19 protein-coding genes are annotated in these 21347 nt (G+C 64.9%); 7 read left to right on the top strand and 12 right to left on the bottom strand.

Annotation, left to right across the window (positions count from 1 at the left end; genetic code table 11):
• Positions 1-10 precede the first annotated feature (10 nt).
• The 9 genes from hslU to gshB all read right to left on the bottom strand — a co-directional run bounded on the left by hslU (position 11) and on the right by gshB (position 8307).
• Positions 11-1354: an ATP-dependent protease ATPase subunit HslU gene (hslU, locus tag ACIPZF_RS06325; protein WP_400796588.1), complete on the bottom strand. Its 1344-nt coding sequence runs from the start codon at positions 1352-1354 to the stop codon at positions 11-13.
• Positions 1355-1430: 76 nt separating this feature from the next.
• A complete protein-coding gene (hslV, locus tag ACIPZF_RS06330) occupies positions 1431-1961 on the bottom strand; it encodes an ATP-dependent protease subunit HslV (RefSeq protein ID WP_003249309.1) in 531 nt (176 codons plus the stop codon).
• A 208-nt stretch (positions 1962-2169) separates the two neighbouring features.
• The gene (locus ACIPZF_RS06335; protein WP_400796591.1) at positions 2170-3441 is read right to left on the bottom strand and encodes a dihydroorotase; all 1272 of its coding nucleotides are present in this window, start codon (positions 3439-3441) and stop codon (positions 2170-2172) included.
• Complete coding sequence (locus ACIPZF_RS06340; RefSeq protein WP_008099987.1) at positions 3438-4442, bottom strand: aspartate carbamoyltransferase catalytic subunit; 1005 nt, start codon at positions 4440-4442, stop codon at positions 3438-3440. The genes ACIPZF_RS06335 and ACIPZF_RS06340 overlap by 4 nt, the downstream gene beginning before the upstream one ends.
• 13 nt (positions 4443-4455) lie before the next feature.
• Positions 4456-4974 (bottom strand): bifunctional pyr operon transcriptional regulator/uracil phosphoribosyltransferase PyrR, encoded by a 519-nt coding sequence (gene pyrR / locus ACIPZF_RS06345; protein ID WP_400796593.1) that lies wholly within the window; start codon positions 4972-4974, stop codon positions 4456-4458.
• Between the two features lie 52 nt (positions 4975-5026).
• A complete protein-coding gene (ruvX, locus tag ACIPZF_RS06350) occupies positions 5027-5452 on the bottom strand; it encodes a Holliday junction resolvase RuvX (protein WP_400796596.1) in 426 nt (141 codons plus the stop codon).
• Complete coding sequence (locus tag ACIPZF_RS06355; protein WP_400796599.1) at positions 5452-6021, bottom strand: YqgE/AlgH family protein; 570 nt, start codon at positions 6019-6021, stop codon at positions 5452-5454. Before ACIPZF_RS06355 ends, ruvX begins: the two co-directional genes overlap by 1 nt.
• Positions 6022-6362: 341 nt before the next feature.
• Positions 6363-7262, bottom strand: coding sequence for a TonB family protein (locus tag ACIPZF_RS06360; RefSeq protein ID WP_400796602.1), 900 nt, complete (start codon positions 7260-7262; stop codon positions 6363-6365).
• A gap of 91 nt (positions 7263-7353) precedes the next feature.
• Positions 7354-8307, bottom strand: coding sequence for a glutathione synthase (gene gshB / locus ACIPZF_RS06365; protein WP_400796605.1), 954 nt, complete (start codon positions 8305-8307; stop codon positions 7354-7356).
• Positions 8308-8505: 198 nt separating this feature from the next.
• Here gshB and ACIPZF_RS06370 point away from each other — a divergent pair, with 198 nt between their 5' ends.
• The 7 genes from ACIPZF_RS06370 (at position 8506) to ACIPZF_RS06400 (ending at position 18065) form a co-directional block, all read left to right on the top strand.
• A complete protein-coding gene (locus ACIPZF_RS06370; protein ID WP_400796608.1) occupies positions 8506-8907 on the top strand; it encodes a PleD family two-component system response regulator in 402 nt (133 codons plus the stop codon).
• 47 nt (positions 8908-8954) lie between these two features.
• Positions 8955-9320 (top strand): twitching motility response regulator PilH, encoded by a 366-nt coding sequence (gene pilH / locus ACIPZF_RS06375; RefSeq protein WP_400796611.1) that lies wholly within the window; start codon positions 8955-8957, stop codon positions 9318-9320.
• Positions 9317-9871, top strand: a complete 555-nt coding sequence (locus ACIPZF_RS06380) for a chemotaxis protein CheW (RefSeq protein WP_400796614.1) — start codon at positions 9317-9319, stop codon at positions 9869-9871. Before pilH ends, ACIPZF_RS06380 begins: the two co-directional genes overlap by 4 nt.
• A gap of 48 nt (positions 9872-9919) precedes the next feature.
• Positions 9920-11944 (top strand): methyl-accepting chemotaxis protein, encoded by a 2025-nt coding sequence (locus tag ACIPZF_RS06385; protein ID WP_400797127.1) that lies wholly within the window; start codon positions 9920-9922, stop codon positions 11942-11944.
• A gap of 9 nt (positions 11945-11953) precedes the next feature.
• The gene (locus tag ACIPZF_RS06390) at positions 11954-16837 is read left to right on the top strand and encodes an Hpt domain-containing protein (RefSeq protein WP_400796616.1); all 4884 of its coding nucleotides are present in this window, start codon (positions 11954-11956) and stop codon (positions 16835-16837) included.
• On the top strand, positions 16830-17303 hold the full coding sequence (locus ACIPZF_RS06395; RefSeq protein WP_400796619.1) for a chemotaxis protein CheW: 474 nt from the start codon (positions 16830-16832) through the stop codon (positions 17301-17303). Before ACIPZF_RS06390 ends, ACIPZF_RS06395 begins: the two co-directional genes overlap by 8 nt.
• A gap of 144 nt (positions 17304-17447) precedes the next feature.
• Positions 17448-18065, top strand: a complete 618-nt coding sequence (locus ACIPZF_RS06400) for a hemolysin III family protein (protein WP_400796621.1) — start codon at positions 17448-17450, stop codon at positions 18063-18065.
• 300 nt (positions 18066-18365) lie between these two features.
• On the opposite strand, the gene ACIPZF_RS06405 is transcribed toward ACIPZF_RS06400, so the two are convergent.
• The 3 genes from ACIPZF_RS06405 to ACIPZF_RS06415 all read right to left on the bottom strand — a co-directional run bounded on the left by ACIPZF_RS06405 (position 18366) and on the right by ACIPZF_RS06415 (position 21214).
• On the bottom strand, positions 18366-19088 hold the full coding sequence (locus tag ACIPZF_RS06405) for a 16S rRNA (uracil(1498)-N(3))-methyltransferase (protein WP_400796623.1): 723 nt from the start codon (positions 19086-19088) through the stop codon (positions 18366-18368).
• Positions 19089-19236: 148 nt separating this feature from the next.
• Positions 19237-20643 (bottom strand): adenosylmethionine--8-amino-7-oxononanoate transaminase, encoded by a 1407-nt coding sequence (locus ACIPZF_RS06410; RefSeq protein ID WP_400796626.1) that lies wholly within the window; start codon positions 20641-20643, stop codon positions 19237-19239.
• Between the two features lie 79 nt (positions 20644-20722).
• Positions 20723-21214, bottom strand: coding sequence for a hypothetical protein (locus tag ACIPZF_RS06415; RefSeq protein WP_400796628.1), 492 nt, complete (start codon positions 21212-21214; stop codon positions 20723-20725).
• Positions 21215-21347 lie beyond the last annotated feature (133 nt).

Consider the following 21347-nt stretch of genomic DNA (forward strand, 5'->3'; position numbering starts at 1 on the left):
CCCTGCAGTCTTACAGGATGTAACGCGACAGGTCTTCGTTCTGCGCCAGCTCACCCAGGTGGCTGTTCACATAGGCCGCATCGATCTGGATCGGCGCTTCATCATGGGCGCTGGCCAGGTCGCCGGCACTGAACGACACCTCTTCGAGCAGGCGCTCAAGCAGGGTGTGCAGGCGACGGGCACCGATGTTCTCGGTCTTCTCGTTGACCTGATAGGCAATCTCGGCCAAGCGCTTGATGCCGTCGGCCTGGAACTCGATGTTCAGCCCTTCAGTCTTGAGCAGCTCGCGGTACTGTTCGGTCAGCGAGGCGTGTGGCTCCTGCAGGATGCGCTCGAAATCTTCAGGCGTCAGCGCCTTGAGCTCGACACGGATCGGCAAACGGCCCTGCAGCTCAGGCACCAGGTCGCTCGGCTTGCTCAGGTGGAACGCGCCCGAGGCGATGAACAGGATGTGGTCGGTCTTGACCATGCCCAGCTTGGTGTTGACGGTGCAGCCTTCGATCAGCGGCAGCAGGTCGCGCTGCACGCCTTCGCGGGACACATCGGCGCCGCCGACGTTGCCACGCTTGGCCACCTTGTCGATTTCATCGATGAACACGATGCCGTGCTGCTCGACCGCTTCCAGGGCCTTGGCCTTGAGCTCGTCGTCGTTGACCAGGCGGCTGGCTTCTTCGTCGCGCACCATCTTCAGCGCTTCCTTGACCTTGAGCTTGCGCGCCTTGCGCTTGCCCTTGCCCATGTTGGCGAACAGGCTCTGCAGCTGGTTGGTCATCTCTTCCATGCCGGGTGGCGCGGCGATTTCCACGCCCGCGGTTTCGGCCACTTCGATCTCGATTTCCTTGTCGTCCAGCTGGCCTTCACGCAGGCGCTTGCGGAACAGCTGGCGGGTGTTGGAATCGCTGCTGGTCTGCGCGGCCTCTTCGCTGAAGCTGGTCACCCGAGCCTGCGGCAGCAGGGCATCGAGGATACGGTCTTCGGCGGCATCTTCGGCGCGGTGGCGCACGCGGATGATTTCCTGCTCGCGCAGCATCTTCAGCGCGGCATCGGCCAGGTCGCGGATGATCGATTCGACGTCGCGGCCAACGTAACCCACTTCGGTGAACTTGGTCGCTTCGACTTTGAGGAACGGCGCGTTGGCCAGCTTGGCCAGGCGACGGGCGATTTCGGTCTTGCCGACGCCGGTCGGGCCGATCATCAGGATGTTCTTCGGGGTCACCTCGGCACGCAGCTCGGCCGGCAGCTGCATGCGCCGCCAGCGGTTGCGCAGGGCGATGGCCACGGCGCGCTTGGCGTCGTCCTGGCCGATGATGTGGCGGTTGAGTTCGTGGACGATCTCGCGGGGGGTCATGGACATGATGAAAATGGTCCTAAGGCAGATGAAGTCAGCGTGGAAAAACCCCGCTACCGGAGCGGGGCGCCAGAACAGCTGATCAGTCGGCCAGGTCCTGCTCCTCGATGGTCAGGTTGTGGTTGGTGAACACACAGATGTCACCGGCGATGTTCAGGGCGGTCTCGGCGATTTCACGGGCCGAGAGGTCGGTCTTGTTCAGCAGGGCGCGGGCTGCGGCCTGGGCGTAGGCGCCGCCGGAACCCATGGCGATCAGGCCATCTTCCGGCTCGACGACGTCACCGTTGCCGGTGATGATCAGGGATGCGTCCTTGTTGGCCACGGCCAGCATGGCTTCCAGGCGGCTCAGGGAGCGGTCGGTACGCCATTCCTTGGCCAGCTCGACGGCGGCGCGGACCAGATGGCCCTGGTGTTTCTCCAGCTGGCCTTCGAAGCGCTCGAAGAGGGTGAAGGCGTCGGCGGTGGCACCGGCGAAGCCGGCGATGACCTGGCCGTGGTACAGGCGACGGACTTTTTTGGCGTTGCCTTTCATCACGGTGTTGCCGAGGGATACCTGGCCGTCGCCGCCCATGACGACTTTGCCGTTACGGCGGACAGAAACGATGGTGGTCAAGGGAGAGTCTCCACGCAGCGGGGCAAAATTGCCTGATGCAGACTCATATGGGGGTGGGGGGAAGGATTTCAACCTTGGAGGATGGCAGGATAATTTGTGTTGAGCCATTCGCGGGGCAAGCCCGCTCCCACAAGTGTCGGCATATGCAGGACCAATGTGGGAGCGGGCTTGCCCCGCGAATGGGCCGCAGAGCGGCCCCCGGGGTTACTCAGCCCTCGTGGCAGACATGCCCATCGACCAAGGTATACCGCACTGCCCCAGGCAGGCAGTGGCCGATGAACGGGCAGTTGTCGCCGCGCGAGTACCACTGTTCACCAGCAACGGTCGAGGCCTTGGCATCGAACAGCACCAGGTCTGCCGCGCCGCCCACCTTCAGCTCACCCGCTGGCAGGCGCATGGCAGAGGCCGGGCCGCTGGTGAGGCGGGCGAGCAGGGTCGGCAGGTCGAGCAGGCCATCGTCGACCAGGGTCATGGCCAGTGGCAGCAGCAGCTCGACGCTGCTGATTCCCGGCTCCGTCGCACCAAACGGTGCCAGCTTGGCATCGCGCTCGTGGGGCTGGTGATGGCTGGCGATCGCCTGGATCACCCCGGATTTCACAGCCTCACGCAGGCCGTCGCGGTCAGCGGCGCTGCGCAGCGGCGGCTGCACGTGGTAGAGGCTGGAGAACTCGCGCAGCGACTCGTCGGTGAGGATCAGCTGATACAGCGCCACATCGGCAGTCACCGGCAGGCCAAGCTGCTGGGCCTGGGCGATCAGGCGGGCGCCGCGGGCGCTGGTGATCTGGGTGAAGTGCGCGCGCACGCCGCTTTGCTCGACCAGCAGCAGGTTGCGCGCCAGGGCCACGGTCTCGGCGCTTTCCGGGATGCCCGGCAGGCCGAGGAAGCTGGCCATGGCACCCTCATGGGCCAGGCCGCCCTGGGCCAGGTCGCGGTCCTGGGAGTGGAACACCACGGTCAGGTCGAAGGTGGCGGCGTATTCCAGGGCGCGAGCCAAGGTACGGTTGTTGGGGATTTCCTTGAGGCCGTTGGCGAAGGCCACGCAACCGGTGTCGCGCAGGGCCACCAGCTCGGCCAGCTGTTCGCCTTCCAGGCCCTTGGTCAGGGCGCCGATCGGGTAGACCTTGCTGTTGCTGGCTTCACGGGCGCGGTCGAGGATCAGCTCGGCCACCGCCGAGGTGTCCAATATTGGCTTGGTCTGCGGCGGGCAGCACAGGCTGGTGACACCGCCGGCCACGGCCGCGCGGGTTTCGCTGGCGATGGTGCCTTTGCGGCTGTAACCCGGCTCACGCAGGGATACACCCAGGTCGACCAGGCCGGGCGCGGCGATCAGGCCCTCGGCCTGGATCGTGCGGCTGGCGCTGAAACCGGCCGGGGCCGCGCCGATCGCGGCAATGCGGCCGCCGTCCAGGTGCAGGTCGCTGACCTGGTCCAGGCCACTCTTGGGGTCGATGACCCGGGCGCCAAGAATGCTGAGGGTCACTGGGCGTTCTCCTGGTCGAATTGACGTTGCGCGTTCTGCCCGCTCATGGCCATGGACAGCACCGCCATGCGCACGGCGATGCCGTAGGTGACCTGGTTGAGGATCACCGAGTGTTTGCCATCGGCCACCGCCGACTCGATCTCCACACCACGGTTGATCGGCCCCGGGTGCATGACGATGGCGTCAGGCTTGGCGCCGGCCAGGCGCGCGGTGGTCAGGCCGAACAGGCGGTAGAACTCGCCTTCGCTGGGCAGCAGGCCGCCGGCCATGCGCTCGCGCTGCAGGCGCAGCATGATCACCACGTCGACATCCTTCAGGCCTTCGGCGAGGTCGGTGTAGACCTTCACCCCATACTGCTCGATGCCGATCGGGATCAGGGTTTTCGGGCCGATCACGCGGATGTCCGGGCAGCCCAGCGCCTTTAGCGCGAGCATGTCGGAGCGGGCCACACGCGAGTGCAGGATATCGCCGACGATCGCCACCGAAAGGTTCTCGAAGCTGCCTTTGTGGCGGCGAATGGTCAGCATGTCGAGCATGCCTTGGGTCGGGTGGGCGTGGCGGCCGTCACCACCGTTGATCACCGCAACGTCCGGGCACACGTGCTCGGCGATGAAGTGAGCGGCGCCCGAGTCGGAATGGCGCACGACGAACATGTCGGCGGCCATGGCTTCGAGGTTGCGCAGGGTATCGAACAGGGTCTCGCCCTTGCTGGTCGAGGAGGTCGACACATTGAGGCTGATCACGTCGGCCGACAGGCGCTGGGCGGCCAGTTCGAAGGTGGTGCGGGTGCGGGTGGAGTTTTCGAAGAACACGTTGCACACGGTCTTGCCGCGCAGCAACGGGACTTTCTTGACGGCCCGGGCGCCGACTTCGAGGAACGAGTCGGCGGTGTCGAGGATCTCGGTGAGCAGTTCGCGGGGCAAACCGTCGAGCGAGAGGAAGTGGCGCAGCTGGCCCTGATCATTGAGCTGCAGCGGGCGCTTGGCGTCGATTGGCGTCATCGCGAGTGGACTCTTAAAGGGCGGAAGCGGTGGCGAGGTCCTGGCGCTCGAGGGCGAGCGGGGCGGGGCCGGTCAATTTTACCCGTTCATGGGCGGCCAGTGACAGGGTGGCGCCGAGCACATTGGGGCGGATCGGCAGTTCGCCGGCATCCAGATCGAGCAGGCAGACCAGGGTCACGCTGGCCGGGCGGCCGTAGTCGAACAGTTCGTTGAGCGCGGCGCGGATGGTGCGGCCGCTCATCAGCACGTCGTCGACCAGCACCAGGTGCTGGCCTTCGACCTCGAACGGCAGCTCCGACGGGCGCACTTGTGGGTGCAGGCCGTTCTGGCTGAAGTCGTCGCGGTAGAAGGATACGTCGAGCGTGCCCAGCGGGCTTTGATCGGCCATTTCCGCCTGCAGGGCCTGGGCGACCCAGACGCCGCCGGTGCGGATGCCGATGAAGCGCGGTTCGCTGATGCCGCGGCGGGCCAGATGGGCGCGAAGGTCGACAGCCATCTGCCGGATCAGCTCGGCGGGATTGGGTAGGCTCATTGCGTGTCTCCTGGAGGGCGGCGCCGGGTTGGGCCGGCGGCAAAGCGGGAAATTAGGTATTGGCCTCCAGCCACCCTTGCAGCAGCAGGGCAGCGGCGATGGCATCGACCGGGTTGTCACGGTAGCTGCCGCGCTGGCCGCCACGGGCCATGCGCTCGCCTTTGGCCTCGAAGGTGGTCAGGCGTTCGTCGTGGGTGTGTACCGGCAGGTTGAAGCGGCCATTGAGGCGACGGGCGAATTTTTCCGCGCGTTCGCTCATTTCGCTAGGGGTGCCGTCCATGTTCAGCGGCAGGCCGACGACGATGGCATCGGGCTTCCATTCCTTGATCAGTTTTTCCACCTGGGCCCAGTCCGGTACGCCGTTCTGGGCTTTCAGGGTGCAAAGCTCGCGGGCCTGGCCGGTGATCACCTGGCCGACGGCCACGCCGATCTGTTTGCTGCCGTAGTCGAAGCCCAGCAGCAGGCGCAATTCGGCCATCAGGCGTGGCCCGCCTGGCTGGTCAGCAGGCTGAGGTTGATGCCCAGGCTGGCGGCGGCGGCATCCAGGCGCAGGTCACTGGCCAGGCCAAAGATGATTTCAGGGTCGAACGGGCAGTTGAGCCAGGCGTTGTCGGCAAGTTCCGCTTCCAGTTGGCCCGCTTCCCAGCCGGCATAACCCAAAGTGATGAGGCTCTGCTTCGGGCCAACCCCGGCAGCGATGGCAAGCAGCACATCCTGCGACGTGCTCAGCGACAGCCCCTCCAGCGCCACGGTGGCCTGGAAGCTGCATTCGCTGCTGTGCAGTACGAAGCCGCGGTCGGTCTGCACCGGGCCGCCCTGGTAGATCGGCACCTGCAAGGTACTGGCCGGTGGCTCCTCGTCCGGGCGCAACTGCTCGAGAATGTCGGCCAGGTTCAGCTCCTGAGGTCGATTGACCACCAGGCCCATGGCGCCATTGGCGTTGTGCTCGACGATGTACGTGAGGGTCTGGGCGAAGTTCGGATCGGCCATGTGCGGCATGGCGATCAGGAACTGATGCTTGAGGTAGCTCGGGGCGAGGGTTTTCATGGGGGATAGTGTGGCGCCAGGTGGCGAGGCTGACAAGGTGGTTGTGTGTTGCGGTTTTGCGCATGCCGAGAGGTTTCTGGCGGTCATGAGATCGAGCGCCGCCCGCGCGGCGCATCGCGGATGAATCCGCTCCTACATCTGTTTCGGGCCAATTGCTTCAGTGACAGGCGCGCGCGAACGCTTTGTTTCCACGACTCGATATCGCGTCGAGCACCAAGGCGGTCGCGCGCTAATCCCACAGGCATAACTGGCCCGAAACAAATGTAGGAGCGGATTCATCCGCGATGCGCCGCGCGGGCGGCGCTCGATTTCCGCCACGCCTTACATCCCAAGGCGGGCACTCAGTTACTAGACAACCGATCCCCACGCGCAAAGCGCCAGGTCCGAATGATCTCCAGCCGGTCGAATTCCGCCAGATCCCCGGTAAACGGCGCAAACGGCGCCGCCAGCCGCACGATGCGTTGCGCCGCCTGGTCCAGCACCGGCTGCCCGGAAGACTCCAGCACCAGCACCTCATACAACGAACCATCGCGGTTGATCGACACCATCATCCGCAAATTGCCGTAGATCTGCTGCCGGCGCGCTTCGTCGGGGTAATTGAGGTTACCCACCCGCTCGACCTTCTTGCGCCATTCTTCCTTGTACCAGGCACCCTTGTCGCGCATGGTCGAGGCCGCGTTCAAACGGTGGATCCGCGGGCGTTTGGCATACATCTGCTGTTCATTGGACAACTCCGCCTCAAGGCTGGCGATCTGGCTCGACAGCTGCGAGCTGTCGAAATCAGGCGTGGCCGCTGGCTTGGGCTGCGGCTTGCTGGCCTTGGGCTTGGGTTCGACCTTCTGCGCTTTTGGCGCCTGGGTCGCCACAGCGGATTTCTGCGGAGCAGGCTGCACCACCTCGGGCTTGGCCGCAGGTGGCGGGGTGACCTTGTTGATCTTGCTGTCCTGGAACGGCGCCACTTCGGTGGTGGTCGGCACCGCTTTCTTTTCCAGGGTGCCGCTGCCTTGCTGGTTGGCCTGGGCCTGGTAATCGGCCTTCTCGGGCGCTTTCTCGCTTTTGAAGGTGGCCAGGGTGATGTCCATGGTCTGGCGAATTTCCGCCGGTTTGACCACGGTAAAGCCCACGCCAAGGATCAGCGCCAGGTGCACCAGGGCAGCCAGAAACAAGGTAAAACCAAGCCGGTCCACCGGGCGAACGCGGGGTGGCAGCAGGTCGGCGGGGATGTCGGCGGGCAGCGTCATCGGGTATCCAGCAACCGCAGGGCGGGGCAGCAGCTCAGTCGAATAGGACCGGCATCATACCCCACTCTGCGGTATTGCTTCGCGTCGGCGGTCAGCGCGCCTGCAGCTGGCGATCAATGGCATCCATCAACTTGCCACCGATATCGGTGTTGTAGGCCGCATCGATCTCGCGGATGCAGGTCGGGCTGGTGACGTTGATTTCGGTAAGGTAGTCGCCGATCACATCCAGGCCGACAAACAGCAGGCCCTTTTCACGCAAGGTGGGGCCAACCTGGGCGGCGATCCAGCGGTCGCGCTCGCTCAAGGGGCGCGCTTCGCCACGTCCGCCGGCAGCCAGGTTGCCGCGGGTTTCGCCGCTGGCCGGGATGCGCGCCAGGCAGTAGTCGACCGGCTCGCCGTCGATCATCAGGATGCGCTTGTCGCCGTCCTTGATCGCCGGCAGGTAGGCCTGCGCCATGATCTGCTGCGCGCCCAGTGCGGTCAGGGTTTCGAGGATCACCGAGAGGTTGGGGTCGCCGGCACGGTGGCGGAAGATCGAGGTGCCGCCCATGCCGTCCAGCGGCTTGAGGATCACGTCACCATGCTGGGCGGCGAATTCGCGGATGATGTCCGGGCGGCGGCTGACCAGGGTCGGCGGCGTACACTGCGGGAACAGCGTGGCAAAGAGTTTTTCGTTGCAGTCGCGCAGGCTCTGCGGGCGGTTGACCACCAGCACGCCTTCGGCTTCGGCCTGTTCCAGCAGGTAGGTGCTGTAGACGAACTCCATGTCGAACGGCGGATCCTTGCGCATCAGGATCACGTCCAGCTCGGCCAGCGGGCTGTCCTGTTCGTCGCCCAGCTCGAACCAGCGTGCCGGGTCGGCGAACACGCTCAGCGGGCGCATGCGCGCGCGGGCCTTGCCCTCGGCCTGGTACAGGTCGCGCTGCTCCATGTAGAACAGGCTCCAGCCGCGAGCCTGGGCAGCCAGCAACATGGCCAGCGAGCTGTCCTTCTTGTAGGAGATGGACGCGATGGGGTCCATGACAATGCCGAGGCGAACGCTCATGGGGATGGTTCCTCTTGGCGGCCGGTGGCCGCGACGAATCGAAAGAAAAGTGGCTCAGGGTGGCGCCGCGAGCGGCGCGGGTCAAGGGGCGCGGTAGATGGAATGCCCCCTCGGAGTGTGCTAAAAATGCCCTCAGCATCAAGCTGCAAGCCATTCGCGGCGGGCAGCCCACAATCTGCAGCGATGGTAGCGCAACTTATGGAACAGCCCCTGAAGGTGATGGTGATCGACGATTCACGCACGATCCGCCGCACCGCGCAGATGTTGCTCGGCGAAGCAGGCTGCGAGGTGGTCACCGCCAGCGACGGTTTCGACGCCCTGGCCAAGATCATCGACCACCAGCCGCAGATCATCTTCGTCGACGTGCTGATGCCGCGCCTGGATGGCTACCAGACCTGCGCCGTGATCAAGCACAACAGTGCCTTCAAGGACATCCCGGTGATCTTGCTGTCGTCGCGCGATGGCCTGTTCGACAAGGCCCGCGGGCGTGTGGTCGGCTCCGACCAGTTCCTGACCAAACCATTCAGCAAGGAAGAACTGCTCGACGCGATCAGGGCCCACGTGCCCGGTTTCGCCGCGCACGAACAACACGCACCCTGACCGCGCCCGAGGTGGCGCGGCCTTTATTTTCCTGATGGGGAAACAGCATGGCCCGAGTTCTGATTGTCGACGACTCGCCGACAGAGATGTACAGATTGACCGAATGGCTCGAGAAGCATGGCCACCAAGTGCTCAAGGCCAACAACGGCGCCGACGCTGTGGCTCTGGCCCGCCAGGAAAAGCCCGATGCAGTGCTGATGGACATCGTCATGCCCGGCATGAACGGTTTCCAGGCCACCCGGCAATTGAGCAAGGACCCGGAAACCAGTGCCATTCCGGTGCTCATCGTCACCACCAAGGACCAGGAAACCGACCGTATCTGGGCACAGCGCCAGGGCGCGCGCGGCTTCGTCACCAAACCGGTTGAAGAGCAGGCGCTGATCGCCAAGCTCAACGAAGTGCTGGGCGCTTGACCACGCGCCCCCAGGGCGCGTCGCTGACCGCCTTCGAGCTGTTGCTGGACATCGACCGGCGCTGCCGCCTGCTGGTGGCCGACCAGCCGCCACAGGACACCCGGCTGCAGCAATGGAGCGGTATCGGTTTTCGCGTTGCCGGGCAATGGTTCGTCGCGCCGATGGGCGAGGTGGCCGAGGTGGCGCGCGAGCCGCGCAGCAGCCGCGTACCGGGTGTGCAACCCTGGGTTTGCGGGGTGGCCAACCTGCGCGGCCGGTTGCTGCCGGTGATGGACTTGAGCAGTTTTTTCGGTCTTGGCCCAGCGGCGCCGGGCAAACAGCGGCGGGTACTGGTGCTGGACCACGAGGACCTGTTCGTCGGCCTGCTGGTCGATGAGGTGCTGGGCCTGCAGCACTTCGCCTTGGATACCTTGGAGCTGGCACCGCCGCAGCCGGTGATTCGCGCCGCTTCCCGCTTCGTTCAAGGGCATTTCAGCCGTGAACGCAACTGGGCGATCTTCAGCCCCTTCGCCCTGGCCCAGGCACCGGGTTTTCTCGATGTGGCGCTATAAGGATTCTCGACCGTGAACAAACCGGCCACTCCAGTCCCTCCTGCCAGCATGACCCCGCGCACGCGCAGCATCGTGCAGATCACCGTGCTGTTCATCATCCTGATCCTGTCGATCATCCTGCTGTTCGCCAATTTCGCCTACCTCAATACCCAGGCCAACCACGACAAGCAGTACATCGGCCATGCCGGGGAACTGCGCGTGCTGTCCCAGCGCATCGCCAAGAATGCCACCGAGGCCGCGGCCGGCAAGGCCCTGGCGTTCAAGTTGCTGTCGGACGCGCGCAACGATTTCGAGCGGCGCTGGAGCTACCTGCGCGAAGGTGACACGTCCACCGGCCTGCCTGCGGCGCCCGTCGCGGTAAAGGATGAAATGGATGCGGTGCTTCAGGACTGGGAAAACCTGCGCAAGAACACCGACACCATCCTCGCCAGCGAACAGACCGTGCTCTCGTTGCATCAGGTAGCGGCGACCCTGGCCGAAACCGTGCCGCAATTGCAGGTCGAGTATGAAAAGGTGGTCGAGATTCTGTTGCAGAGCGGCGCCCCGGCCAGCCAGGTGGTGGTCGCCCAGCGCCAGCTGCTGCTTGCCGAGCGCATTCTGGGCTCGGTCAACACCGTGCTGGCGGGCGACGACACCGCGGCGCAGGCCGCCGACACCTTCGGCCGCGACGCCAGCCGCTTCGGCCAGGTGCTCGAAGGCATGCTGGCGGGCAACCCGGCGATCCAGGTTACCCGCGTCGAGGATGCCGATGCCCGCGCACGCCTGGCCGAAATCGCCGAGTTGTTCCAGTTCGTCGCCGGCTCCGTCGATGAAATCCTCGAGACCTCGCCCGAGCTGTTCCGCGTGCGCGAGGCGGCCGGCAACATTTTCAGCCTGTCGCAGACCCTGCTCGACGAAGCTTCGCACCTGGCCAACGGCTTCGAGAACCTCGCCGCCGGGCGCACGCTGGATACCGTCGGTGGCTATGTGCTGGGCTTGCTGGCGCTGGCCTCGATCATCCTCATCGGCCTGGTGATGGTGCGTACCACGCACCGCCAACTGCACGAAACCGCCGAGAAGAACGAGCGCAACCAACAGGCGATCATGCGCCTGCTCGATGAAATCGAAGAGCTCGCCGATGGCGACCTGACCGTGACCGTGTCGGTGACCGAAGACTTTACCGGGGCCATCGCCGATTCCATCAACTATTCCGTGGACCAGCTGCGTGACCTGGTGGCGACCATCAACCACAGCGCCGAGCAGGTGGCCGCTGCCGTGCAGGATACGCAGAACACTGCGCGCCAGCTGGCCAAGGCATCGGAACACCAGGCCGACCAGATCAGCGAAGCGTCGGAAGCGGTGGGTGACATGGTCGAGTCGATCGACCGGGTGTCCGCGCATGCCTACGAGTCGGCCAAGGTGGCCGAGCGTTCGGTGGCGATCGCCAACAAGGGCAACGAAGTGGTGCACAACACCATCAACGGCATGGACAACATCCGCGAGCAGATTCAGGACACCGCAAAGCGGATCAAGCGCCTCGGTGAGTCGTCCCAGGAGATCGGCGACATCGTCAGCCTGATCGACGACATTGCCGACCAGACCAACATCCTCGCCCTCAACGCCGCCATCCAGGCCTCGCTTGCCGGTGAAGCCGGCCGTGGTTTTGCGGTGGTGGCCGATGAAGTTCAGCGCCTGGCCGAGCGCTCTTCTTCAGCAACGCGGCAGATCGAAGCGCTGGTGCGGACCATTCAGGCCGACACCAACGAAGCGGTGATTTCCATGGAGCAGACCACCGCCGAGGTGGTGCGCGGCGCACGGCTGGCGCAGGACGCCGGGGTGGCGCTGGCGGAAATCGAAGGGGTTTCGCAGAACCTTGCCGAACTTATCCACAGCATCTCGGATGCCGCCCAGTTGCAGACGTCGTCCGCAGGGCAGATTTCCCACACCATGGCCGTCATCCAGCAGATTACCGCGCAAACCTCCGCCGGCTCCGGCGCCACCGCCGACAGCATTCGCCACCTGGCGCGGATGGCCAGCGAAATGCGCCGCTCGGTGTCTGGTTTTACCCTGCCTGCACCCGCCGAGCGGCGTTGAGGAATGGTCATGGCAGCTGCAGTGAGCCCCGAACGCCACGATACCGTGGCCCTGGCCTGGACCCGGGCCGCCATCCTCGACTGCCTGGGCCAGGCGCGCCAGGCGTTGGAACGCTTTGCCGGAGAAACCGACGACTTGTCGATGCTGGCATTCGTGGTGGACAACCTGCATCAGGTGCATGGTTGCCTGCGCATGCTCGAGCTGCGCGGTGCCACGCGCCTGGCCGAAGAGCTGGAACTGTTGGCCAAAGCCCTGGCCGAGGGCCAGATCAGCCCGCGTGGAGACTGCCTGGGGCCGCTGTTCCGGGGCCTGGAGCAGCTGCCGTCGTACCTGGAGCGGCTACGCGGTGCGCGGCACGACCTGCCGTTGGTGATGCTGCCGCTGCTCAACCAGTTACGCGCCTGCCGCGGTGTCGAGCCCTTGGCCCAGGGCAGCTTGATCAGCGGCGCGGCCCAGCGTTTCGCTGGCTCTGACGATCTGGCCAACCTCGACCTGTCGCTGGGCAACTGGCGTGAGCAGGTTCAGGCTGGGCCTGGGCGTGATGCCTTGCGCTCGGTGATCAGCGCCTTGTGCGACGACCTGATGCGCATCAAGGAGCGCCTGGACCAGTTCGTGCGCGGGGATCGACAGCACAGCGAAGAGCTGGACAGCCTGTTGGCACCTTTGCGCCACGTTGCCGATACCCTCGCGGTACTGGGTTTTCAGCAACCTCGGCGGGTGATCATCGACCAGGTGCTGGCCCTGCAGGCCCTTGCCCAAGGGGAGCGCGCAGCGGATGACGCGGTGCTCATGGATGTAGCGGGGGCCTTGCTATACGTCGAGGCCAGCCTCAACGGCATGGTCGGCCCGCTGGAGGAGGGCGGGCAGGGCGGTTTGCCCGGCTCGGACCTGGCGGAGATACGCCAGCTTGTGCTGAACGAATCGTTGAACGTGCTGCAGCAGGCCAAGGACCTGATCGGCGACTGCCTGGAGTCCGGCTGGCCGCGCCAGCGCCTGCAGCCTTTGCCAGGGCTGGTACAGCAGGTGCGCGGGGCCTTGGCCATGCTGATGCTGCCGGCCGCCGCCGAGGTTTTCGCCGGCTGTGCGGGCTACGTGCAGCGCTGGCTGCAGCATCTGGACGTGGAACCGCCGGCGGACGAGCTTGACCACCTGGCCGATGCCCTCAGCGCTGGTGAGTGCTACCTGCAATGGCGGATCGCCGACCCCTTGGCCGATGGGCAGCCCTTCCTCGACATGGCTCGCGCCAGCCTGGCGGCGCTGGGGGTGCAGTGCTCGCTCGGCGCAACCGCCCAGGATGGCGGCAGCGACGGCATCGATGACGAGTTACGCGACGTATTCCTGGAAGAAGCCGGCGAGCTGCTCCCCGAAATCGAGCGCCACTGGTTGCGCTGGCGCGCCGACAACACCCTGCGCGATGCGTTGCTGGAGGTGCGCCGCGACCTGCATACCCTCAAGGGCAGTGGCCGTATGGTCCACGCCCAGGCGGTGGCCGAGCTGGCCTGGGGTGGCGAGCATCTGCTCAACCGGGTCCTGGAAGGGCGCATGACCCTGACCCCGGAAGGGATGGTGGCGCTGCAACAAGTAGTGGTGCACTTGCCCGACCTGTTGGCCGACTTCGCTGCCGGCCAGATGCCGCAGGTGACCGAGATCGAGCAGTTGGCCAGCCATCTGCATGCGCTGGCGGAAAACGATGTGCCGGCCAGTGCCGAAATCGATGGCCTCGACCCGCTGTTGCTGGACATCTTCCGCAATGAGGCGCAGGGCCATCTGGCCGCGCTGGAGGCGTTTCTGGAGGGTGCCAAAGGTCGCGATAGCGAGGTCAGCGATGGCCTGCAACGTGCCCTGCACACGCTCAAGGGCAGCGCCGCCATGGCCGGCGTGTTGCCTATCGCCGAGCTGGCCACCGCATTCGACCGACTGGTGCGCGAGTACCGCAGCCATCAGCTGCCATTGCAGAGGGCCGAGATCGAGTGGCTCGAAGCGGCGCGTGGATTGTTCCAACGGGGCCTGGCGCAACTGGGCAGTACCCCGCTGGGGGCCATTGCTGGCGCGGCGCCGCTGATCGAGCAGGTCGGCGAGGCTGTCGATACCCGCCTGGCCAGCCTGCACGAGGATGCTCTGCATGCTCGCCGGGGCAAGCGCGATCCGCAACTGATCGCCAACTTCCTGGCACAGGCCATGGATATTCTGCTCGATGCCGAGTCGCTGCTGTCGTGCTGGCAGGAACAACCGGGCCAGCGCCAGTCGTTGGACACCCTGCTCGATGAGCTGACCACGCTGTGCCATGGCGCGCACCTGGCCGACCTGCGGCAGTTGGACGACGTCTGTGAAGCTTTGCTGGACCTCTATGGCGCCGTGGAAGAGGGTAGCCTGGCCGCTGACGCGCAGTTCTTCACCCACGCCCGGCAGGCACACGAAGTGCTCCTCGATATGCTGGATGAGGTGGCAGCGGGCCAGGAACTGACGGCTCGGCCGGACACGATCGCCGCCCTGCGCGGTTTACTCGACGCTGCGCTGGCGCCCGATGCCACAGGCCTGGTGGCGCCTGGCTCGGTCACACGGCTGGACGCACCGCTTGAGCAGGCCGAGGAGGCAGACAACCCGGCAGACAAAGAGTTGTTGGAGGTCTTCCTCGAAGAAAGCTCGGACATCGTCGAAAGCGCTGGCGCCGCGCTGGCACGTTGGCAGGCCGACCCGCGCAGCAGCGTCGAGGTGGACAACCTGCTGCGCGACTTGCATACGCTCAAGGGCGGGGCGCGCATGGTCGAGATCAGCGCCATCGGCGACCTGGCCCATGAGCTTGAATTCCTTTACGAGCTACTGGCCGCCGGGCGCCTGCCACCAAGTGCCCCGTTGTTCGCGCTGTTGCAAAACTGCCATGACCGCCTGGCGCACATGCTCGATGCCGTGCGCCTGGGCCAGCCGCTGCATGCGGCCACCGCGCTGATCGACTACATCCGCAATTTCAGTAGCGCGGCCTTGACCGACAGCGCTGCCGGGCAGGCCCAGGCCGAGACGGCCCCGGCAGAGGTGCCGGCCGCAGCGCCGGAGCGAGCCCCCGGCGACATGGTCAAGGTGGACGCCGAACTGCTCGACGACCTCGGCAACCTGGCCGGCGAACACTCGGTGATCCGCGGGCGCATCGAGCAACAGGTCAACGACGCCCAGTTTGCCCTGAACGAGATGGAAACCACCCTGGAGCGCATGCGCGACCAGCTGCTGCGCCTGGACATGGAAACCCAGGGCCGGCTCAGCAGCCGCCAGCCGTTCGAGGGCGATGACTACGAAGATTTCGACCCGCTGGAAATGGACCGCCACTCGCAGTTGCAGCAGTTGTCCCGGGCGCTATACGAGTCGGCCTCCGACCTGCTCGACCTGAAAGAGACCCTGGCCCAGCGCGCGCAGGAGTCCTACAGCCTGCTGCAGCAGCAGGCGCGGGTGAACAGCCAGTTGCAGGAAGGCCTGACCGCGACCTTGATGGTGCCGTTCGAACGCCTGGTGCCGCGCCTGCAGCGAGTGGTGCGTCAGGTGGCCAGCGAGCTGGGCAAGCAGGTCGAGCTGGTGGTCGGCAACGCCGAGGGTGAGCTCGACCGCAGTGTGCTCGAACGCATGGTGGCGCCGCTCGAACACATGCTGCGCAATGCCGTCGACCATGGCCTGGAAGCCCGCGAAGTGAGGCTTGCCGCCGGTAAGCCGGAGCAGGGCACCATTCACCTGAATCTGCTTCACGAAGGTGCCGACATCGTCATCGAGATGACCGACGATGGCGCCGGCGTGCCACTGGAGGCCGTGCGACGCAAGGCGATCAAGCGCGGCCTGCTGGACCCGCAGGCGCATCTGAGCGACCACGAGATCCTGCAGTTCATCTTGCGCCCGGGCTTTTCCACAGCCGAGAAGATCACCCAGATTTCCGGGCGCGGCCTGGGCATGGACGTGGTGCACGAAGAGGTCAAGCAACTGGGCGGCTCGATGAGTATCGAGTCGGCCCAGGGCAAAGGGGCGCGCTTTCTGATTCGCCTGCCGTTCACCGTGTCGATCAACCGAGCGGTGATGGTGCACCTGGGCGACGAGCAGTACGCCATCCCGCTCAACACCATCGAGGGCATCGTCCGCGTGCCGCCGGCCGAGCTTGCCGCCTGCTATGAGCTTGCGCAGCCACGTTACAGCTATGCCGGTCACGCGTACGAACTGCGCTATCTGGGCGAGTTGCTGCAAGGGCTGCCACGCCCGGGTTTGCTGGGGCAGAGCGTGCCATTGCCGGTGCTGCTGGTGCACTCCCAGGAGCAGTCGTTCGCCATTCAGGTCGACAGCCTGTCGCCCAGCCGCGAAATCGTGGTGAAGAGCCTGGGCCCGCAGTTCGCCGCCGTGGCCGGGCTGTCGGGCGCGACCCTGCTCGGCGATGGCCGGGTGGTGCTGATTCTCGACCTGCTTGGCCAGTTGCGTGGCCAGCAGCGTCGCCTGGCGCGCCTGCCAGGTGGCAGCGGGGTACAGCGCACGTTGTACGGGCCGGCGCCGCGCAAAGCGTCGCTGGTGATGGTGGTGGACGACTCGGTGACCGTGCGCAAGGTCACCAGCCGCCTGCTCGAACGCCACGGCATGAGCGTGCTGACTGCCAAGGACGGCGTCGATGCCATGGCCTTGCTGGAAGAGCACCGCCCTGACGTGCTGTTGCTGGACATCGAGATGCCGCGCATGGACGGCTTCGAGGTGGCCACCCGCATTCGCCGCGACGAGCGCCTGAAGGACTTGCCGATCATCATGATCACCTCACGCACCGGGCAGAAGCACCGTGAGCGGGCCATGGCCATCGGCGTCAACGACTACCTGGGCAAGCCGTACCAAGAGTCGGTGTTGCTGCAGAGCATCGCCCATTGGAGCCAGACCCATGCTTGAACTGATTGCGGGCCAGCGAAGCAGCCTGACTGGCCTGCTGCTGCCACTGGGCGACCGCACCCTGGTGCTGCCCAATGTGGCGGTGGCGGAGCTTATCGGCGAGCGCAACCTGGTGTGCCAACGCGGCGAACCGGCCTGGCACCTCGGGTGGATCGATTGGCGCCAGCAGCATTTGCCGTTGATCGGTTTCGAGGCGGCTTGTGGCGGCGACACCCCCTGTGGCGAGCGGGCGCGCATCGTTGTGCTGAACGCGCTGGGGGATACCGGGCTGCGTTACCTGGCGGTGTTGCTGCAGGACATTCCGCGGTCGTGCAAGCTCGACAGCCAGCTCAATTATGTGGATGTGGCGCTGGGTTGCCTGGAATTGGCGGCGGTGCAGGTGGGCGAGCAGGTGGCGCGGGTGCCCGATCTGGTGGGGCTGGAAAGGCTGGTGCGTGACGCGCAACTGCAACCTGTGCTTGGGTAGGATGGTGATGCTGCCGGCCCTTTCGCGGGGCAAGCCCGCTCCCACAGAGGTCTTCACCGTCCTTGTGGGAGCGGGCTTGTCCCGCGAAGAGGCCGTCACTGACACAATGAGGAACCCAGCCCACCACAGGAGGTCAGTGTCTGCATGTATTACGGTGAACGCTTCAACGCCTGGACCCATCTGGTCGGCGCCGTCCTGGCCAGCATCGGCGCCATCTGGCTGATCGTCGTCGCGGGCCTGCAGGGCGACCCGTGGAAGATCGTCAGTTTCTCCATCTACGGCGGCACATTGCTGCTGCTCTACAGCATCTCCACCCTCTACCACAGCACTCGCGGCCGGGCGAAAGTGATCATGCGCAAGCTCGATCACCTGTCGATCTACCTGCTGATTGCCGGCAGCTACACGCCGTTCTGCCTGGTGAGCCTGCGTGGGCCCTGGGGCTGGAGCTTGTTCGGGGTGGTCTGGGGGCTGGCGGTGATCGGCATGTTGCAGGAAATCAAACCGCGCTCCGAGGCGCGGATCCTGTCGATCATCATCTATGCGGTGATGGGCTGGATCGTGCTGGTGGCGGTCAAACCGCTGCTGCACAGCCTGGGTATTGCCGGCTTCGCCTGGTTGGCGGGCGGCGGGGTGTTCTATACCGTGGGCATTATCTTTTTCGCCTTGGACAGCAGACTGCGCCACGCACATGGTATCTGGCACCTGTTCGTGATCGTGGGCAGCTTGATGCATTTCGTGGCGGTGTCGTTGTATGTGCGGTAGGTGGTGAGGGTGGAAGGTGCTTGTCGTGGGATTTTCTGCGCTATTGAGATCGAGCGCCGCCCGCGCGGCGCATCGCGGATAACATCCGCTCCTACGTTTGTTTCCGGCCAGTAACGTCAGTGACAGACGCGCGCGAACGCCTTGTTCGTACGACTCGGTATCGCGTCAGGCACCCAGGCGGCCGCGCACAAATCCCACCGACATAATTGGCCAGAAACAAACGTAGGAGCGGATTTTATCCGCGATGCGCCGCGCGGGCGGCGCTCGATCTCAATAGCGCAGAAAATGCCTCGCCTTACCCTATGAAAAATCACCCCACAGCTGCTGCGCCACCGACAAGGCAACCACTGGCGCCGTCTCGGTGCGCAGCACGCGCGGGCCAAGACGGGCGGCGTGGAAGCCGGCGCCCTTGGCCTGCTCGACCTCGGCATCGCTCAAACCACCTTCGGGGCCGATGAGGAAGGCCAGGCGCGCCGGCTTGTCATGGCTGGTCAGCGGTTCTGCGACCGGGTGCAGCACCAGCTTGAGGTCGGCATCGCTGCCCTTGATCCACTCGGCCAGGGTCACGGGCGGGTGGATCACCGGCAAGGTCGAACGGCCGCATTGCTCACAGGCGCTGATCGCTACCTGGCGCCAGTGGGCCAGGCGTTTGTCGGCACGCTCATCCTTCAGGCGTACCTCGCAGCGCTCGCTGACGATCGGGGTGATTTCGTTGGCGCCCAACTCGGTGGCCTTCTGAATCGCCCAATCCATGCGCTCGCCACGGGACAGGCCCTGGCCGAGGTGGATATGCAGCGGCGACTCGGCCTGGCCGGCGAGGGCCTGATCGAGGCTGACGCGCACGGTTTTCTTGCCCACTTCCAGAAGCTGGCCGAGGTATTCCTGGCCGCTGCCGTCGAACAGCTGCACGGCATCGCCGGCAGCCATGCGCAGTACGCGGCCAATGTAGTGGGCCTGGGCTTCAGGCAAGTCGTGTTCGCCGAGGCTCAGGGGGGCGTCGATGAAGAAGCGGGACAGTCTCATGTTTTTGCTCGGTTCAAAAGAGGCACAGATCCCCTGTGGGAGCGGGCTTGCCCGCGAAGCTGGCACCGCGGTGTCTGGCAAGGGCTTTGCCCTTGTTCGCGGGCAAGCCCGCTCCCACAGAGGTCGTAAGTGTGGCTAATTTCGGGATTTAGCCCGGATCGCGGAAATCAGGGTGGAAGTTGGCCGGCACGGCGACGCTGACGCTATCGCGCGTGGCGATATCGATCCCTTCGCTGGCCACTTCGGCGAGAAAGTCGATCTGCTCCGGGGTGATCACGTACGGCGGCAGGAAGTACACCACGCTGCCCAACGGACGCAGCAGGGCGCCCCGCGTCAGTGCATGCTCGAACACCTTCAGGCCACGGCGTTCCTGCCACGGATAGGCGACCTTGCCGGCCTTGTCCTTGACCATCTCGATCGCCAAGGCCATGCCGGTCTGGCGGATTTCCGCAACATGCGCATGATCGGCCAGGTGCGCCGTGGCGCTGGCCATGCGCGCAGACAACGCCTTGTTGGCCTCGATCACGTTGTCCTGTTCGAAGATATCCAGGGTCGCCAGCGCCGCCGCGCAGGCCAGCGGGTTGCCGGTGTAGCTGTGCGAATGGAGGAATGCGCGCAGGGTCGGGTAGTCGTCGTAGAACGCCTGGTACACCGTGTCGGTGGTCAGACAGGCGGCCAGCGGCAGGTAACCGCCGGTCAACGCCTTGGACAGGCACAGGAAGTCCGGGCGGATGCCTGCTTGTTCGCAGGCGAACATCGTGCCGGTGCGGCCGAAGCCCACGGCGATTTCGTCGTGGATCAGGTGCACGCCGTAGCGGTCGCAGGCCTCACGCAGCAGCTTGAGGTACACCGGGTGATACATGCGCATGCCGCCGGCGCCCTGGATCAACGGCTCGATGATCACGGCGGCAATGGTTTCGTGGTGTTCGGCCAGGGTCTGTTCCATGGCCTGGAACATGTTGCGCGAGTGTTCTTCCCAGCCCATGCCTTCAGGGCGCAGGTAGCAGTCGGGGCTTGGCACCTTGATGGTATCGAGCAGCAACGCCTTGTAGGTCTCGGTGAACAGCGGCACGTCGCCGACCGACATGGCGGCGATGGTTTCGCCGTGGTAGCTGTTGGTCAGGGTGACGAAGCGTTTTTTCGCCGGTTTGCCGATGTTCAGCCAGTAGTGGAAGCTCATCTTCAGCGCCACTTCGATGCACGATGAGCCATTGTCGGCATAGAACACCCGGTCCAGCCCGGCCGGGGTCATGGCCACCAGGCGCTCGGACAGCTCGATCACCGGTTGATGGCTGAAGCCGGCCAGGATCACGTGTTCGAGCTGGTCGACCTGGTCCTTGATGCGCTGGTTGATGCGCGGGTTGGCGTGGCCGAACACATTGACCCACCAGCTGCTGACCGCATCCAGATAGCGCTTGCCTTCGAAGTCCTCGAGCCACACCCCTTCGCCGCGCTTGATCGGGATCAGTGGCAGCTGCTCGTGGTCTTTCATCTGGGTGCAGGGGTGCCACAGGACCTTGAGGTCACGCTGCATCCACTGATCATTCAGGCCCATCGGCACTTCTCCTGGCGTTACGGCTTGGTTTGACCGCGTAAGCCTAAGCAATGCCGGGAGGCAGAACAACCGCTGTGGTTCATTGGCGGCAGGTGCCGGTCCATTCGAGCTTGCGGATGTGCACTGTGCCGGCCTGCGAAGTGGAGATGGTCAGCCGACGAAACGGCCCTGGGAGTTCATGTTGATAGGGCTTGGTGGAAATGGGCCCAGGCATGAACTCCGTGTACCCACTGCCAGTAAGCGTGAGCCAGTAAAAGCTGCGCGCAGGTGGCGCGAACGGGTCCGTATCTAAGCCATCGGTGTCCAGCAACATCTGCACATCGTCGAAGTGCTGGTCACTGACTACGTAGTACTCGATCTTCAAGCTTTCAACTTCCTTGTCGAAGGCGATTTCTACATCGCTGTGCTCACCGATCACCAGTTCAGTCCCTTCTCCGCCTTTGAATGCTGCATGAAATCCTGTCCATGCGGTGCCATTGGCGCAAATGCTCCAACCTGTTTGCATAACGACGGGCTTGTTATGCCCCAAGAGCTGCCTTTGGACATGTACAAAATCTTCTACATAGCTCATGTGCAGTTCCTTTTGTCGGTTTTTCCCACGCCCGCAACAGCTTTACTCAGCCATCGGCGCGTTGGCTACTGACAAAAATGCCAGTTGTCAAAGGCACTTGTTGCTGCTGTGGTGGCAGGGTGCCCATACCTGA

Origin of the sequence: Pseudomonas sp. NPDC089752, assembly GCF_044748725.1 — a bacterium.
In the GTDB taxonomy this organism is placed as follows: domain Bacteria; phylum Pseudomonadota; class Gammaproteobacteria; order Pseudomonadales; family Pseudomonadaceae; genus Aquipseudomonas.

Coding starts and splice junctions, on each gene's coding strand:
- hslU (WP_400796588.1), bottom strand. CDS start 1,354: ATGTCCATGACCCCCCGCGAGATCGTCCACGAACTCAACCGCCACATC.
- ACIPZF_RS06340 (WP_008099987.1), bottom strand. CDS start 4,442: ATGACGCCAATCGACGCCAAGCGCCCGCTGCAGCTCAATGATCAGGGC.
- pyrR (WP_400796593.1), bottom strand. CDS start 4,974: ATGAGCCTACCCAATCCCGCCGAGCTGATCCGGCAGATGGCTGTCGAC.
- ruvX (WP_400796596.1), bottom strand. CDS start 5,452: ATGGCCGAATTGCGCCTGCTGCTGGGCTTCGACTACGGCAGCAAACAG.
- ACIPZF_RS06355 (WP_400796599.1), bottom strand. CDS start 6,021: ATGAAAACCCTCGCCCCGAGCTACCTCAAGCATCAGTTCCTGATCGCC.
- ACIPZF_RS06360 (WP_400796602.1), bottom strand. CDS start 7,262: ATGACGCTGCCCGCCGACATCCCCGCCGACCTGCTGCCACCCCGCGTT.
- gshB (WP_400796605.1), bottom strand. CDS start 8,307: ATGAGCGTTCGCCTCGGCATTGTCATGGACCCCATCGCGTCCATCTCC.
- ACIPZF_RS06370 (WP_400796608.1), top strand. CDS start 8,506: ATGGAACAGCCCCTGAAGGTGATGGTGATCGACGATTCACGCACGATC.
- pilH (WP_400796611.1), top strand. CDS start 8,955: ATGGCCCGAGTTCTGATTGTCGACGACTCGCCGACAGAGATGTACAGA.
- ACIPZF_RS06385 (WP_400797127.1), top strand. CDS start 9,920: ATGACCCCGCGCACGCGCAGCATCGTGCAGATCACCGTGCTGTTCATC.
- ACIPZF_RS06390 (WP_400796616.1), top strand. CDS start 11,954: ATGGCAGCTGCAGTGAGCCCCGAACGCCACGATACCGTGGCCCTGGCC.
- ACIPZF_RS06395 (WP_400796619.1), top strand. CDS start 16,830: ATGCTTGAACTGATTGCGGGCCAGCGAAGCAGCCTGACTGGCCTGCTG.
- ACIPZF_RS06400 (WP_400796621.1), top strand. CDS start 17,448: ATGTATTACGGTGAACGCTTCAACGCCTGGACCCATCTGGTCGGCGCC.
- ACIPZF_RS06405 (WP_400796623.1), bottom strand. CDS start 19,088: ATGAGACTGTCCCGCTTCTTCATCGACGCCCCCCTGAGCCTCGGCGAA.
- ACIPZF_RS06410 (WP_400796626.1), bottom strand. CDS start 20,643: ATGGGCCTGAATGATCAGTGGATGCAGCGTGACCTCAAGGTCCTGTGG.
- ACIPZF_RS06415 (WP_400796628.1), bottom strand. CDS start 21,214: ATGAGCTATGTAGAAGATTTTGTACATGTCCAAAGGCAGCTCTTGGGG.